The sequence below is a fragment of the Alcaligenes sp. Me129 genome, from assembly GCF_050487245.1.
Classification (GTDB): domain Bacteria; phylum Pseudomonadota; class Gammaproteobacteria; order Burkholderiales; family Burkholderiaceae_B; genus Alcaligenes; species Alcaligenes phenolicus.
Genome location: NZ_JBKQGX010000009.1, coordinates 132699 through 147352, shown reverse-complemented (window position 1 = coordinate 147352; position 14654 = coordinate 132699). Strand labels below are relative to the sequence as shown.

Annotated in this window: 11 protein-coding genes; 3 read left to right on the top strand and 8 right to left on the bottom strand. The window is 57.9% G+C overall.

Translation table 11 applies throughout. The features are described from left to right. Positions 1-77 precede the first annotated feature (77 nt). Positions 78-800, top strand: coding sequence for an SAM-dependent methyltransferase (locus ACLPGZ_RS11760; RefSeq protein WP_239054495.1), 723 nt, complete (start codon positions 78-80; stop codon positions 798-800). A gap of 1 nt (position 801) precedes the next feature. Continuing rightward, entirely contained in the window at positions 802-1611 is an 810-nt protein-coding gene (locus ACLPGZ_RS11755; RefSeq protein ID WP_239054496.1) for an N-acetylmuramoyl-L-alanine amidase, read from the top strand. Between the two features lie 42 nt (positions 1612-1653). Here the strand turns inward: ACLPGZ_RS11755 and ACLPGZ_RS11750 are convergent, their stop codons facing one another. The 4 genes from ACLPGZ_RS11750 to ACLPGZ_RS11735 are packed head-to-tail and all read right to left on the bottom strand — an operon-like array spanning position 1654 to position 4888. Next, positions 1654-2262 (bottom strand): protein-methionine-sulfoxide reductase heme-binding subunit MsrQ, encoded by a 609-nt coding sequence (locus ACLPGZ_RS11750; protein ID WP_083053273.1) that lies wholly within the window; start codon positions 2260-2262, stop codon positions 1654-1656. After that, positions 2262-3215 carry a protein-methionine-sulfoxide reductase catalytic subunit MsrP gene (msrP, locus tag ACLPGZ_RS11745; RefSeq protein WP_026483107.1) on the bottom strand — a complete coding sequence of 318 codons (954 nt, stop codon included), beginning with the start codon at positions 3213-3215 and terminating at the stop codon, positions 2262-2264. The genes ACLPGZ_RS11750 and msrP overlap by 1 nt, the downstream gene beginning before the upstream one ends. 54 nt (positions 3216-3269) lie before the next feature. Beyond that, entirely contained in the window at positions 3270-3923 is a 654-nt protein-coding gene (locus ACLPGZ_RS11740; protein ID WP_009456607.1) for an HAD family hydrolase, read from the bottom strand. Positions 3924-3925: 2 nt separating this feature from the next. Continuing rightward, the gene (locus ACLPGZ_RS11735; RefSeq protein ID WP_264180248.1) at positions 3926-4888 is read right to left on the bottom strand and encodes an RluA family pseudouridine synthase; all 963 of its coding nucleotides are present in this window, start codon (positions 4886-4888) and stop codon (positions 3926-3928) included. A 488-nt stretch (positions 4889-5376) separates the two neighbouring features. Here ACLPGZ_RS11735 and ACLPGZ_RS11730 point away from each other — a divergent pair, with 488 nt between their 5' ends. Then, positions 5377-8718, top strand: coding sequence for an Rne/Rng family ribonuclease (locus tag ACLPGZ_RS11730; protein ID WP_429641356.1), 3342 nt, complete (start codon positions 5377-5379; stop codon positions 8716-8718). Positions 8719-9206: 488 nt separating this feature from the next. On the opposite strand, the gene accD is transcribed toward ACLPGZ_RS11730, so the two are convergent. The 4 genes from accD to ACLPGZ_RS11710 form a co-directional block, all read right to left on the bottom strand. Beyond that, complete coding sequence (gene accD, locus ACLPGZ_RS11725; protein WP_035272491.1) at positions 9207-10085, bottom strand: acetyl-CoA carboxylase, carboxyltransferase subunit beta; 879 nt, start codon at positions 10083-10085, stop codon at positions 9207-9209. Positions 10086-10202: 117 nt separating this feature from the next. Then, a complete protein-coding gene (trpA, locus tag ACLPGZ_RS11720) occupies positions 10203-11036 on the bottom strand; it encodes a tryptophan synthase subunit alpha (protein WP_083053270.1) in 834 nt (277 codons plus the stop codon). 16 nt (positions 11037-11052) lie between these two features. Beyond that, on the bottom strand, positions 11053-12252 hold the full coding sequence (gene trpB / locus ACLPGZ_RS11715) for a tryptophan synthase subunit beta (RefSeq protein ID WP_009456612.1): 1200 nt from the start codon (positions 12250-12252) through the stop codon (positions 11053-11055). Between the two features lie 75 nt (positions 12253-12327). Next, complete coding sequence (locus tag ACLPGZ_RS11710; protein ID WP_321290321.1) at positions 12328-14622, bottom strand: RelA/SpoT family protein; 2295 nt, start codon at positions 14620-14622, stop codon at positions 12328-12330. Between the last annotated feature and the right edge of the window lie 32 nt (positions 14623-14654).

The following is a 14654-nucleotide window of genomic DNA, read 5'->3' as shown; positions in this document are numbered from 1 at the left end:
GCACCATGCTGCCTCACTTTGGCTTGAACCCCTTGCGCCCCACCCTTTTGCCCCCTTCCGTTTAGGACTGATACGCCATGCCCCAAGCCGCCCCTTTGCACCTGATCCCCGTAGGCTTAAGTGAGAGCCCGATCAGCGGCTGGCTACCCGCCGACGTCAGGGCTTTGACGCGCGAACTGACCGTCTTTATTGCCGAGAACGCCAAAACCGCCCGTGCTTTCCTGAAACTGGTTGAGCCCGTGGTACCTCTGCAAGAAATCACTATTCACACGCTGGACAAGCGCGGCAATAAACCCGGTGAAATGCGTGAGTGGTTGAAAACAGCCCTGCAAGGTCAAGCCATTGGTCTGGTATCGGAAGCTGGCTGCCCCGCCGTCGCCGACCCCGGTGCGCTGGTAGTTGCCATGGCCCACGAAATGAAGATCCCCGTGCGCCCTCACGTTGGCCCCTCTTCCATTTTGCTGAGCCTGATGGCCAGCGGCCTGGACGGTCAGCAGTTCGTATTCCACGGCTATGCGCCCGTGGATGGCGGCGCACGCGCCAAGCAGCTCAAGCAATGGGAAAGCCAGTCCCAGGCTCTGAAACAAACCCAGATCCTGATCGAAACACCTTATCGCAATCAGGCCATGTACAGCACCCTGCTGCAGGCCCTGAAGCCCACAACACGCTTGTGCCTGGCTCGTGACCTGACTGGCTCGCGTGAATTGATCCAGACCGCCACAGTTGAACAATGGCGCGAGCGCCAGCCGCCTGCCCTGGACAAAACCCCCTGCATTTTCCTGTTTCTGGCTGGTCGTTAAGATGAAATCCCTGTCTTTTCTTGCACCCGCCTTGAAGCGCAGCGTTCGGATTGGTGTACTTAGCCTGACGGCCTTATTGGCGGCCTGTGGCAGTAGCGGTCCCTTCAAACTTGATGACAGCTATAGCGCTCAGGGCCAGAACAGCCGAGTGCGTTATCTGGTCATGCACTACACCGCTGGCGACCACGCCACCTCCTTGAAGGTGCTGACACAGCGTGATGTCAGCGCCCATTACCTGGTCAGTGATGAGCGCCGTCCCACTGTCTACCGTCTGGTTCCAGAGGAACGCCGCGCCTGGCATGCAGGTCTGGGCTCCTGGTACGGTTTCACAGACCTGAATACCGGCTCTATCGGCATCGAAATCGTTAATATGGGCCGCTTGGCAGATGGTCGCTGGGCTCCGTATACGTCCGGGCAGATTGAAGCAATCAAAGCACTGCTGAAAGACCTGGCTCAGCGCCATGGCGTGTCTGCCCGCAATATTATTGGCCACAGCGATGTTGCCCCACAACGCAAGCTGGACCCCGGCCCTCATTTCCCCTGGAAGGAACTGGCCCAAGCAGGCATAGGCCGCTGGTACAAGGAATCACAGGCCCGAGCACTGCAGGCGCAGTACGCCACGCGTCCCCTGCCCTCTGCCGCTCAAACCCAGGCCCTGCTGCGCAAAGCAGGCTACGAAACGCCTGACAGCGGCGTGTTCGACAAGGCCACACAAAACGTGATCGCCGCCTTCCAGATGCACTACCGCCCAGCCCACTACGACGGCACTTTGGATGCCGAAACAGCCGCCATTCTGCAAAGTCTGGATTGATAAAAAAACAGGTAATGGGCTTATGCTCATTACCTGTTTTGCTTAGTGCGCTGTCTTATTCAATACGGGCCAGCGGCGCAAAACCAGCAAGCCCACCAGAACCAAACCATAGACATAAACTTCCACCACATCATTTTTACCAGTACGAATCAGGTAAAAGTGCAGGATGGAAAGGACCGCCGCCAAATACACGGTTTGATGCAAGCGGCTCCAGCCACGACCCAAACGTTTCTGCCAGCCATGCGTGGAGGTCAGGGTCAGGGCCAATAAAATCAGCACAGCCACTACCCCGATCGCAATCAAGGGCCGCTGCATCACGTCCTGCCACATGGACAGCCAGTCGCCCGAGCGATCCCACCAGGCCCAGGCCAAGGTATGCAAAGCTGCATAAAAAAAACTGAACAAGCCCAACATGCGGCGCCAACGCACCAAGGCGGGCTGAGCCAGCAAACGCCTTACAGGACTTAAAGCCAGGGTCAGCAGCAAGAGCACCAAGGCCCAAACCCCACTGGATCGGGTCAAAAATTCAGCTGGATTGGCACTTAGGCCATTATTGAAACCCAACCATACCCAGCGCCCCAAAGGAAACAAGCCCAGCAAGAATACCAAGGGCTTGAGCCTATCCAACTGCGCAGCCTTCCAGGTACTCATCAGTAGTAACGCCTTAAGTCCATATCGGCATACAGACCTGCCACGTCTTCGGCATAGCCGTTAAAAGGCAAAGTCGGCTTTTTGGTGGCGAAGAATCCCGAACCGATGACACGTTCAGTGGCCTGGCTCCAGCGGGGATGCGGCACTTCCGGGTTCACATTGGCGTAAAAGCCATACTCATGCGGAGCCACCTTCATCCAGCTGGACTCGGGCATGGTGTCCGTCAAGGTGATGCGCACCAAAGACTTGGCCGATTTGAACCCATACTTCCACGGCACGATCAGCCGCACCGGCGCTCCATTCTGAACAGGTAGACTTTTTCCGTACAGACCGGTAGCCAGCAGAGTCAAAGGATGCATGGCCTCGTCCAACCGTAGCGCCTCCACATAGGGCCAGGCCAAGATACGAGAGCGTAGACCCGGCATGGTTTCCGGGTCCGCCGCTGTTTCAAACCGAACAAAGCGGGCCGAGCCCTGGGGCGACGCCTGCTTTAGCAAGGCCGACAAGGAATAGCCCACCCAGGGCACCACCATGGACCAGGCTTCAACACAACGCAGACGATAAATACGCTCTTCCAAAGGGGCCAGCTTCAAGATCTGGTCCATATCCAAGGTAAGCGGCTTGTTCACCAAACCGTCAATCTGCAAAGTCCAGGGTTCAGTCTTGAATTTCCCCGAATGGCGGGCAGGGTCTTCCTTGCCCGTGCCAAATTCGTAGAAATTATTGTAGGAGGTGACATCGGACTCGCTGGTGGGCATATCGTCCAGTTTCCAGCGCTGGGAAGGCGTGAACGACAAGTCCTGCCCTACCGGGACCGCCTGAGCCCGACCCGGCAAGCTGGCCGCCAGGGCCAAGGCTCCGGGAGCCTGCAAAAGCAGGCGGCGGCGCGCCCGCCAGACCGACTCGTCGGTAATTTCAGAGGGACGTATGGGCTGCGAACGTGATTTGAACATCTCCATCTCCTGAACCTGTCTGGCAAGATGGTCGTCAAACCGACTTGCCGCCTATTAAATCCGTGCCAATACCCAATCGCGCATTTGCGCCACATTATCAACCATGACCGTGGGCTCAGCCTTGGCCAGGGTTTGGGGATCATGCGCGCCGTAAGTGACAGCCACGCTATCCATGCCCGCATTGGCCGCCATATGAATATCGTGCACGGTGTCGCCCACCATCAAGACCTGCTCGGGCTCCAACATCAATTCGGCCAGCAATTGATGCAGCATTTCCGGGTCCGGCTTGCTGCGGGTTTCATCTGCACAACGGGTTGCATCAAAAAAAGTGCTGAGATTGACCTGCTGCAGCACTCTATCCAAACCTTGACGACTTTTACCCGTTGCCACTCCTAAGGCAATCTGGCGGCCCCGAAGTTCACCCATGAAAGGCAAAATTCCGTCAAACAGCTTGATATGCGGGTCGCGCTGCATAAAGTGATGTCGATAGCGCTCCAGAAACAGCGGCATCTGCTCGGCAGTCAAATCCGGCACAGCGCGATACAAGGCGCTTTCCAGCGACAAACCAATAACCCAGCTGGCTTGCTGAATCGAGGGCACAGGCAATTGCAGATCCGCACTGGCCAACTGAATAGAACTGGCAATTGAGTACGTCGAATCCATAACTGTGCCGTCCCAATCAAACAGAACGGCGGCGTAACGCGTCATAACTACTTCTCCAAACGCTCAAGAACGGCCTGACAGGCAGCCGGCAAGGCGGCCTCCAGAACCAGAGGCTGTCCGGTGACAGGATGATTGAACTCCAGGCGTCCCGAATGCAGGAACATGCGCTTGAAGCCCTGGCGGGCGAATTGATCGCGAATGGCGTCGTCGCCATACTTGTCGTCGCCCACAATCGGAAAGCCCGAATGGGCCAAATGAACCCGAATCTGGTGAGTGCGGCCGGTTTTCAGCTCCGCCTGCACCAAAGTAAAGCGGCCAAAACGGCGCTGCATGGTGATGATGGTATGCGCAGGCTTGCCTGTGGGGTCAACCTTGACGCGCCGCTCCCCGCTTTCGGTCAGCCAGCGCAGCAAGGGGAAACGGATATGCTGGCGATCGTTCACCCAATCGCCCTGCACCAGCGCCCAATAAAACTTGCGTGCACGGATTTCGCGGAACATATCGTGCAAACCAACCAGGGCAGCACGACGCTTGGCGATAATCAGCAAACCGGAGGTATCCCGGTCCAGACGGTGGGCCAGCTCCAGAAAGGGCTCCTGAGGACGGGCAGCACGTAACTGCTCGATGACACCGAAAGACACACCACTGCCACCATGCACGGCAACACCGGCAGGCTTGTCGATGACCATCAGGTGCTCGTCCTCGAACACCACCGGGAAAACGGCAGCGGGAACATGACGCGGCTGCTCGGGCTCGGGCAGACGCAGCGGCGGAATGCGCACCATATCGCCGTCCTGCAAACGATAGTCACTGCTGATACGGCCTTTATTCACGCGCACCTGACCGCCACGGATCGCTTTGTAAATGTGGCTTTTTGGCACCCCTTTACATTCACGTAACAAAAAATTATCTATACGCTGACCTGCCCGCGTTTCATCAATGCGTAATATTCGCACTTGAGGGGCTGATCTTTGTGATTCATGAGGTTTGCACATAACAAAAAGGGGCATATAATCGCTTCAGCCTATGGAAGCTGAGACTGGGTCCAGCGTAGAGATGCAAAGGGTGCGTCTCCGTTGGATGACCAAGGACTGATAATTGTATCCTTGAGTTCCAGCTTCCGGGTCATAAGGTCGCCGGGGTGAGTCCGAAATAGCGAAAGTCGTGTGGCAAGAAGGCCCGCTTTCCAAGAGATGTTTTCCTCCCGCGTGCGGCGCTGAATTCCTGCACAGATTGTCCCGCTCTTTTGCACCAGCCGCATGATTTATGCGGCTGCCGTTCCCCCAGCAATTTTATATTCGTCAAACACACACCGTGACTCTGACCCCCCTGCTGATTGAACTTCGCGCTTTGGCGCGACTCGTGCCTCCCAGACTATAAGCCGGTAGGCCGATTTTGCCTGCCTGCACCAAACTGATGCAGCTATAGCGCTACACACCTGTGACCCGCGGTCGTGCGCCGATATTTCGGTGCTCCATGACAACGGAGATCCACACTCATGAAACGCATGTTGTTCAATGCGACGCATCAAGAAGAACTACGCGTCGCCATTGTCGACGGTCAAAAACTGATTGACCTCGACATCGAAACAGCCGGGCGCGAACAGCGCAAAGGCAATATCTACAAAGGGGTCATCACCCGCATCGAACCCGGCCTGGAAGCCTGCTTCGTCAGCTACGGTGAAGAGCGTCACGGCTTTCTGCCATTCAAGGAAGTAGCTCGCAGCTACTTCAAGGAAGGGATTGATGTACGCAGCGCCCGCATCCAGGACGCCCTGGTTGAAGGCCAGGAACTGATCATCCAGGTTGAAAAAGAAGAGCGTGGCAACAAGGGCGCTGCCCTGACCACCTTCATTTCCCTGGCAGGCCGCTATCTGGTTCTGATGCCCAACAACCCCCGTGGGGGTGGCGTATCGCGCCGCGTTGAAGGCGAAGACCGCCAGGAACTGCGCGAAGCCATGGACCAGCTGGACATCCCGCAGGGCATGAGCATCATCGCTCGCACCGCAGGTATCGGCCGCAGCGTCGAGGAACTGCAGTGGGACCTGAACTACCTGATGCAGTTGTGGACCGCCATTGACGGCGCTGCCCGCGACAATGCAGCTCCTATCCTGATTTATCTGGAATCCAGCCTGGTTATCCGGGCCATCCGCGATTACTTCTCGCCCGATATTGGCGAAATCCTGATCGACACGGACGAGATTCACGAGCAGGCCGCCGCTTTCATGAGCGTGGTCATGCCCGACAATCTGCATCGCGTAAAGATGTACCGCGATGACATCCCGCTGTTCTCGCGCTTTCAGATCGAACACCAGATCGAAACCGCCTACTCGCGTACCGTGCAATTGCCTTCGGGCGGTGCTGTCGTTATCGACCACACCGAGGCCCTGGTTGCCATTGACGTGAACTCGGCTCGCTCCACGCGTGGTGCCGACATTGAAGAAACCGCCCTGCGCACCAACCAGGAAGCCGCCGACGAAGTGGCCCGCCAGTTGCGTTTGCGTGACTTGGGTGGCCTGATTGTTATCGACTTTATCGATATGGAAGACAGCAAGAACCAGCGTGCTGTCGAACAACGCCTGCGTGATGCCCTGCACCTGGACCGTGCTCGCGTCCAGATGGGCAAGATCTCGCGCTTTGGTCTGATGGAACTGTCCCGTCAGCGCCTGCGCCCTGCCCTGAACGAAGGCTCCCACATTACTTGCCCACGATGCACCGGCACTGGCGTCATTCGCGATGCCGAATCCAGCGCTCTGCATGTACTGCGTCTGCTGCAAGAAGAAGCCATGAAAGAAGGCACAGCCGCCCTGCACGCTCAGGTGCCGGTGGATGTGGCTACCTTCCTGCTGAACGAAAAACGCGCTGACATCACCAAGATCGAATCGCGCCTGAACATTGCCCTGATCCTGATTCCGAACAAGAATCTGGAAACCCCGCACCACATCATCGAGCGCCTGCGCCACGACGACCCACGCCTGGATGAACTGCGCAGCAGCTACGAGCTGGTCCAGCAGCCTGAGCAGCAAGACAGCCTGGTGCCGCACCGCAGCCACGAAATCAAGCCTCGTCCAGAAGCCCTGGTCAAGAGCACCACACCGGCCCAGCCAGCTCCCATGAGCAAGCCTGCTGCCGCCGCAGCCGCCAGCGCCGCTGCTAGCGACAACAAACCCGGCCTGCTCAAGCGCCTGCTGAACTGGTTGTCCGGCGCACCTGCCGAACCCGTGGCCGAGACCACCAAATCCGAAGGCAGCAAATCGTCCTCTGGCCGCCGCCAAGGTCGTCCCGGCCAATCCAATAGTGGCCGTGGCCAAGGTGGTCGTGGCCGTCGCCAGTCCAACCGCCCGGAAGCGGCTCAGGAAGAAAAAGCCAGCACGGAAAGCACCGGGGGGAATACCCGTGGTCGCCGCCGTAACGCCTCAGCAGGTAACGAATCTGCTCTGGAAACTCCACAAAGCGCCAACACGACGCCCGCCACTGCCGACGAAGGCAGCAGCAACAGCCGCAACCCACGCAACCGCCGTGGCCGTGGCCGTCAACGCCGTGAAGAAGGCAGCGCAGAAAACGTCGAGCTGAACAAAGACGTCGCCAGCACAGAAGCCCAGCCCGATCAGGCTGCTGCCGCAGTGGCCAGCGTCGCCGCAGTGGCTGCCGTGGCCGCCACCAAGCAAGAAGCGCAAAACCGCGCTGAACAGCTGGCCGAGGCTGACAGCTCTGATACCAGCGACAACTCGGATGCCGAAACCGACGAGAACAGCGAAAACGGCGCTCTGGACCCAGAGCGCAAACGTCGCCGTCGTCGTAGCCGTCGTGGTCGTCGCAATACCGACGCCAACGCCGTAGCCGAGAACGAAGAGAACAACGAAGAAGGCAATACCAGCGCCTACGTTGCTCACGAAACACCTAGCTTCAACCCCGCTGCCCTGGATGCCCAGGAACAAGCTGCCGCCCAAACCGCAGCAGCCGAGCCTGAACAGCCACAAGCAGCCGTAGAGGCACCGGCAGCCCAAGAAGCCGCTCCTGTCGCCGTAGAGGCCTCTGAAGAAGCTCCTGCCGCTGCTCAAGCCGCACAACAAGCTGAAGAAGTCGCTACGACCCCGGTAAACGCTGTTGAAACCGCTCCAGCCCAGGAAGAAGTAGCCACTCCAGCCGTTCAGGCCGAAGTTGCTCCAGAAGCTCCAGCCGCAGAAGAAACCGTTGCTCCTGTGCAAGCAGAAGCTGCCGCCGAACCTGCCAAAGCAGAAGTGACCGAAGCTCAAGCTGAAGCTGTAGAAACAGCCGCAGCGCCCGCAGAAACGCAAGCCGCAGCAGAAACCCCAGCCGTTGAAGCCGCTCCAGTGGAAACTGCAGCCGTAGAAACCGCTACTGCCCAGGAAGAAGTTGCTGCTCCAGCCGCTCAGGCCGAGGTAGCGCCAGAAGCTCCTGCCGCTGAAGAAGCTGTTGCTCCTGCGCAAGCAGAAGTTGCTGCCGAACCAGCCAAAGCAGAAGCCACCGAAGCTCAAGCTGAAGCCGTGGAGACAACTGCTACTCCCGCAGAAGCACAACCAGCAGTTGAAGCCCCGGCCGTTGAAGCCACTCCAGTGGAAACCACAGCCGTAGAGACTCGCGTTGAGACTCAAACGACTGCAGCTGCAAAAGCCCCTGCTGCCGAACAAGCACAGAAGCCCACAGCCGCCCCTCTGGAAGCCGTACTGAACGCAGCGGGCATCGAACTGGTGGAAACCGTTCGCTCGGCAACACAGGACGACTACCAGCCCGCACCAGTGCGCCTGGGTCGCCCACGCAAGCAACGTGCTGCAGAAACCGAGAACAGCGAGCCGCTGCAACAGGTCGAAACGCAGTAAACAGCAAGACTAAAAACGCCGCCCTTTGGGGCGGCGTTTTTTTTTCCTCTCGTATCCATAAAGAGCAGCCATCCAGGCTCCTTCTCCCTCTTCTTGAGCCCTCTGCGATATTCCTTTTTTCTTGGTGTGGGGAGTACGACTCTGGGGCGAGTCAGGGACTTGGCCGCGGGCTATTGAACAATCCAGGGTGCAAGCCCAGTGCTGTTCGAGCCAGACGCTTGTACTTGGTCCGGGGGACCAAGTACCTGGCGAGTTCACTGGGCGCCTGGATTGTTCAATAGCCAAGGGTACCCGTGCGCAGCACGGGCCAAGGCCCCGCCCCAGAGCCGTACTCCCCACACCAAGAAAACCAAGCCAATCTCACCCTGAGGTCTCCACCCAGAAGCCTATGCTTCAATAACACAAACCTCTCTACCCAAAAAAACAGCAGCCCAAAAAAAACGCCACCTAAACCCAGGTGGCGTTCTTCTTTAGCAATTCCTTGGCAATCAAGAATGCCGCGACACAGCCTCAGCCGGCTGACGAGTCAGCAAAGCCAGCAACTCGGCCAGCTCACGCTGCAGCTCGCGACGATCAACCACCATATCGATAGCGCCCTTCTCCAGCAAGAACTCGGCACGCTGGAAGCCTTCGGGCAGTTTCTCGCGCACAGTCTGCTCAATCACGCGAGGACCGGCAAAACCGATCAAGGCATTAGGCTCGGCAATCACCACATCGCCCATAAAAGCAAAACTGGCCGACACACCACCCATGGTGGGATCAGTCAAAATGCTGATGAACGGCAAACCCGCATCCGACAATTCAGCCAAAATAGCCGTCGTCTTGGCCATCTGCATCAGAGAGAACAAGCTCTCCTGCATACGCGCACCACCCGAAGCGGCCACGCAAATAAAAGGACTGCGGTTGGCAATAGCCGCCTGCACACCACGTGTGAAACGCTCGCCTACCACGGAACCCATGGAACCGGCCATGTATTCAAACTCGAAGCAGGCCACCACGGCAGGCACAGACAGAATCGTGCCGCTCATGACCACCATGGCTTCAGTTTCGCCCGTCTGCTTGGCCGCCTCGGAAACGCGCTCGGTGTACTTACGCGAATCGCGGAACTTCAAAGGGTCCATAGGACGGGTGTTGGAACCAATCTCGGTCTGGCCTTCAGGGTCCAGCAAGGACTTGATCCGGGCACGAGCACCAATGCGCATGTGATGGCTGCATTTGGGGCAGACGTTCAAGGTGGCCTGGAGATCTTCCTTGTAGAGCACAGACTCACACGACGGACATTTCACCCACAGCCCTTCGGGAACGCGACGGCTGCTTTCGGGGTTACGGTTAATTCGCGGCGGGAGTATTTTCTCGATCCAGCTCATTGTTAGATCCTGTTTTCGCCTGGCCGGCACCCGGCCCACCAAGCTCTTTATTCTGAAAAAAAGCGCCTGTTCCTAAAGAACAGGCAGATGATTCTATACGCGGAATAGGTATTTAGGCTAATTATCCAGTGCCTGACGTATCTGTGCGAGCCATTGGCTGGCTGCTGCAACCGCAGCCGCATCCATATCCTTTTGCTCTTTGCCAGCGTTCTCCTGCACAGCCTGTTCCATGGTCTGGATCAGCTTGGAGCCAATGACAACTGCATCCGCACTACGGGAAATAGCTTTGGCGCTTTGCGCGTCCCGAATCCCGAAACCCACTCCGACCGGAATTTTGACGTGCTGACGAATACGCTGCAAGTGTTGTTCCACATCAGCCACATCAATCTGGGCCGAACCGGTCACACCTTTCAGGGACACATAATACACATAGCCCTGCGCCAAAGCGGCTACCTTGGCAATACGCTCGTCCGTGGACGTAGGCGAGAGCAGGAAAATGGTATCCACGCCCTGCTCGGTCAGCAAACGGGTGAAATCCTCGGACTCCTCAGGTGGGTAGTCCACCGTCAGCACACCGTCCACACCCGCCTTGCCTGCCATGACAGCAAATTCAGCCTGACCGATACGCTCAATAGGATTGGCGTAACCCATCAGAACAACCGGCGTTTCCTCGTCGATCAAGCGAAACTGCTGCACAATCTCCAGCACTTTACGCAAGCCCACACCACGGCTGATGGCACGTTCAGCCGCTTGCTGAATCACCGGGCCATCGGCAGTGGGATCAGAAAACGGCACACCCAATTCAATGACATCTGCCCCGGCCTGACGCAAGGCATGCATCAAGGCCACGGTAGCGGGCACCGAAGGGTCTCCGGCCGTAATATAAGGCACCAGGGCACAGCGCCCGTTCAAACCTTCAAACGTCTTTTTCAGACGCACATTACTCGACATATCCGTTCCCGATTGCTTACAGAGTCAAGCCGCCGTACTCGGCGACCGTGTGCATGTCCTTATCACCGCGACCAGACAAACTGACCAGGATGATTTTATCCTTGGGCAAAGTCGGGGCAATGCGAGCCGCATGCGCCAGCGCGTGCGAGGACTCCAGCGCGGGCATGATGCCTTCGATGCGGCAGCAATCGTGAAACGCTTTCAGGGCGTCTTCATCGGTGCAGGTGGCGTATTGCGCACGGCCACAATCTTTCAGCCAGGCGTGCTCGGGACCCACACCGGGGTAATCCAGGCCAGCCGACACCGAATGCGTAGGCATGACGTTGCCGTCATCGTCCTGCAGCACATAGGTACGGTTACCGTGCAGCACACCCACCATGCCCTTGTTCAGGGAAGCCGAGTGCTCCAGCGTATCCAGACCGCGGCCAGCCGCTTCCACTCCGATCAGCTCCACATCCTTGTGCTCAATGTAGGGGTAGAAAATGCCCATGGCATTGGAACCACCGCCCACCGACGCCAAAACGTAGTCCGGCTGACGACCGGCGTCCTGAGGCATTTGCTCCACGCACTCGTCACCGATCACGCATTGGAAGTCGCGCACCATCATCGGGTAAGGATGAGGGCCAGCCACCGTGCCAATGATGTAGAAGGTATTGCTGATATTGGTGACCCAGTCGCGCATGGCTTCGTTCAGCGCATCTTTCAGCGTGCGCGAACCGGATTCCACAGGAACGACCGTCGCACCCAGCAACTTCATACGGTACACATTGGAAGCCTGACGGCGTACGTCTTCGCTACCCATGTAGACCACACACTCCAGACCATAGCGGGCGGCGACCGTAGCCGTTGCCACGCCGTGCTGGCCTGCACCGGTTTCCGCAATAATGCGTGGCTTGCCCATGCGGCGAGCCAGCAAAATCTGACCGATACAGTTGTTGATCTTGTGTGCGCCAGTGTGATTGAGATCTTCGCGCTTGAACCAGATCTGAGCTCCACCTAGTTGCTCCGACCATCGACGGGCATGGTACACGGGGCTGGGACGACCGACAAAATGCTTGAGTTCGTAGTGAAACTCGCGCAGAAACTCAGGATCGTTCCGATACTGTTCGTAGGCTGCTTTCAACTCGTCCAGGGCGTGGACCAGCGTTTCAGCGACAAACGAACCACCAAACTGACCAAAATGTCCATCCGGGTCGGGCAAGGTATAGGTTTTCAAAGCTCGCTCTCTTGATTGACAAGAACAATCGCGGGCACAACGCCCGCGAGGTTTAGGTTTACCGATTTTAGCAGTTCAGGACGAGTAGCGGCGGGCGCTGACGCCCGATAACTCGTTCAAGGCCGCTAAAGCCTTTTGAATTTGCTCGCCATCACGCACTTCAATAGTAAATATCATGCGCGTCAACGAGCGGCGACTCAAGGTGTTGATACCCGTTACGTTCAAACGCAGGCGGGCAAACACTTCCGAGAGATCACGCAAGAGGCTGGGATGCTCCTGAGCCTCAATGGCCAGATCCACGGGATACTGAGTATCCCCCGTATCGCCCCAATCGACGCTAATAGCCCTTTCAGGTTGTCGATCAGCCAGTTCCTGGTAGGACTTGCAGTCGGCACGGTGTATGGACACTCCCCGGCCACGAGTCACAAAACCAGCAATCAGATCAGGGGGTGCGGGACGGCAGCAACGGGCCAGTTGCGTCATTAGCGAATCTACACCCACCACCAGCACGCCGCTTTTCCCGGTCTTGGAAACACTTTCCCGGGCCGCATCAAACACACGCTGTACGGGCTCTTCCTCCTGCACATCCTCACGGAACAAGGCATCCACCTGGCGCAGGCTGAATTCATCCTTGGCCACGGCAACATACAGGTCATCTGCCTTGGCAAAGCCAAGCTGTTGCGCCATCTGCTCCAGATTCACGGCCGTACGACCCAGCCGTTGCAACTCTTTTTCGACCATGCTCTGGCCTTGGGAGATGCGCTGCTGCAACTCAATCGCGTTGAACCAGGCGCGCACCTTGGAGCGCGAGCGTGGGCTGGCCAAAAAGCCCAACTGCACGTTCAGCCAGTCACGCGATGGACCGCCGGATTTGGCCGCCACAATCTCTACCGTCTGACCAGTCGACAAGCGCGTGGACAAAGGCACCATCTGCCCATCAACCCGCGCACCCCGGCAACGATGGCCCAGATCGGTATGCAGGTAGTAGGCAAAGTCCACCGGCGTCGCCCCCACAGGCAGCTCGATAACCCGAGCCTGCGGCGTCAGCACATAAATATGTTCGTCTTCCTGAGCCTTCAAAGGCCTGGCAACAGCCGGTTTCTTGCTGGCAACGGGCTCTACTACCTTTTCGGAAGCCGAATCTTTGCTGCTGTCTGCTTGCAGGCCAGGCTCGGTAGCGTTCGAGGTGGACGCCTCCCTGTCCCAGGCCAGCAATTGACGCATCCAGGCGATCTTTCTATCGTCCTCACCATCGGCCACCTGCTGTCCGCCTTGGGCTCCAGCCTCCTTGTAGCGCCAGTGGGCAGCCATCCCGTATTCCGCGAACTGGTGCATGTCGCGCGTGCGGATCTGAATTTCATAGCAGCGCCCCTGTGCATCCGCAATAACGGTATGCAGGGAACGGTAGCCATTGGGCTTGGGCCGGGAGATGTAATCGTCAAACTCCTCGGGCACCGGCGTCCACAGCGAATGCACCACCGCCAGGGTGTGGTAGCAGCTGCGCTCGTCATCAACAATGACACGCAAGGCGCGCAGATCAAACAACTGATCGAAATCCAGATGCTTGTTGCGCATCTTGTTCCAGATACTGAAGATATGCTTGGGCCGCCCTGAAACCTCAGCCACGATATGCTCGCGTTTCAAGGCTGCCAGCAGTTGGTCGCGCACCTGACTGATCAGGATTTCGCGCTCTACGCGCTTGTCTTCCAGCTTACTGGCAATATTCTTGTAGACCTCGGGATTCAGAAAGCGAAAGGCCAGATCTTCCATTTCCCACTTGATCTGCCAAATCCCCAAACGATTCGCCAAGGGCGTATAAAGCTCCAGCGTTTCACGCGCAAACTCGACCGGGCAGACGGTCTTGGACTGCCGATACCAGCGCAAGGACTGCAGGCGCGAAGCCAGACGCATCATCACAATGCGCAAGTCAGCGGCCATTGCCAGCAGCATCTTGCGCTTCATTTCCTTTTGATCGCCCCCGCCTGTCTGCTCCTTGGCCTGGCCTGTCAGCGAACCCAGACGGTACAAGGCGCGCGAGCCACGTACCAACGTCATGACTTCGGCACCAAAGGCTTTCTGAACCGGGTCCTGCTTGACCTCCGGCCCAGGAGCAGGAGTGACGGCCAGCAAGGCGCTGGCACGGGTTTGAGCGTCCACACCCAAGCCAGCCAAAATAAGCGCTACCTGAGCGCAATGGCTATCCAAGGGTTCGCCGGTACTTCCGGCCAGATCCAGCAAAATAGGCCCCGCCCAGTCGGCAGCCGCCTGCAATAGCGTACGCCCTGCTTCATCCAGTCCGTGGCTGGCTTGCGCGAACCATTGAGGATTGAAGGCCGACTCGGCCATAGGGGGAGAAGCGGTGTGATTCATGTGGATTACGTCGATGTGGCCACTCAGCGCTG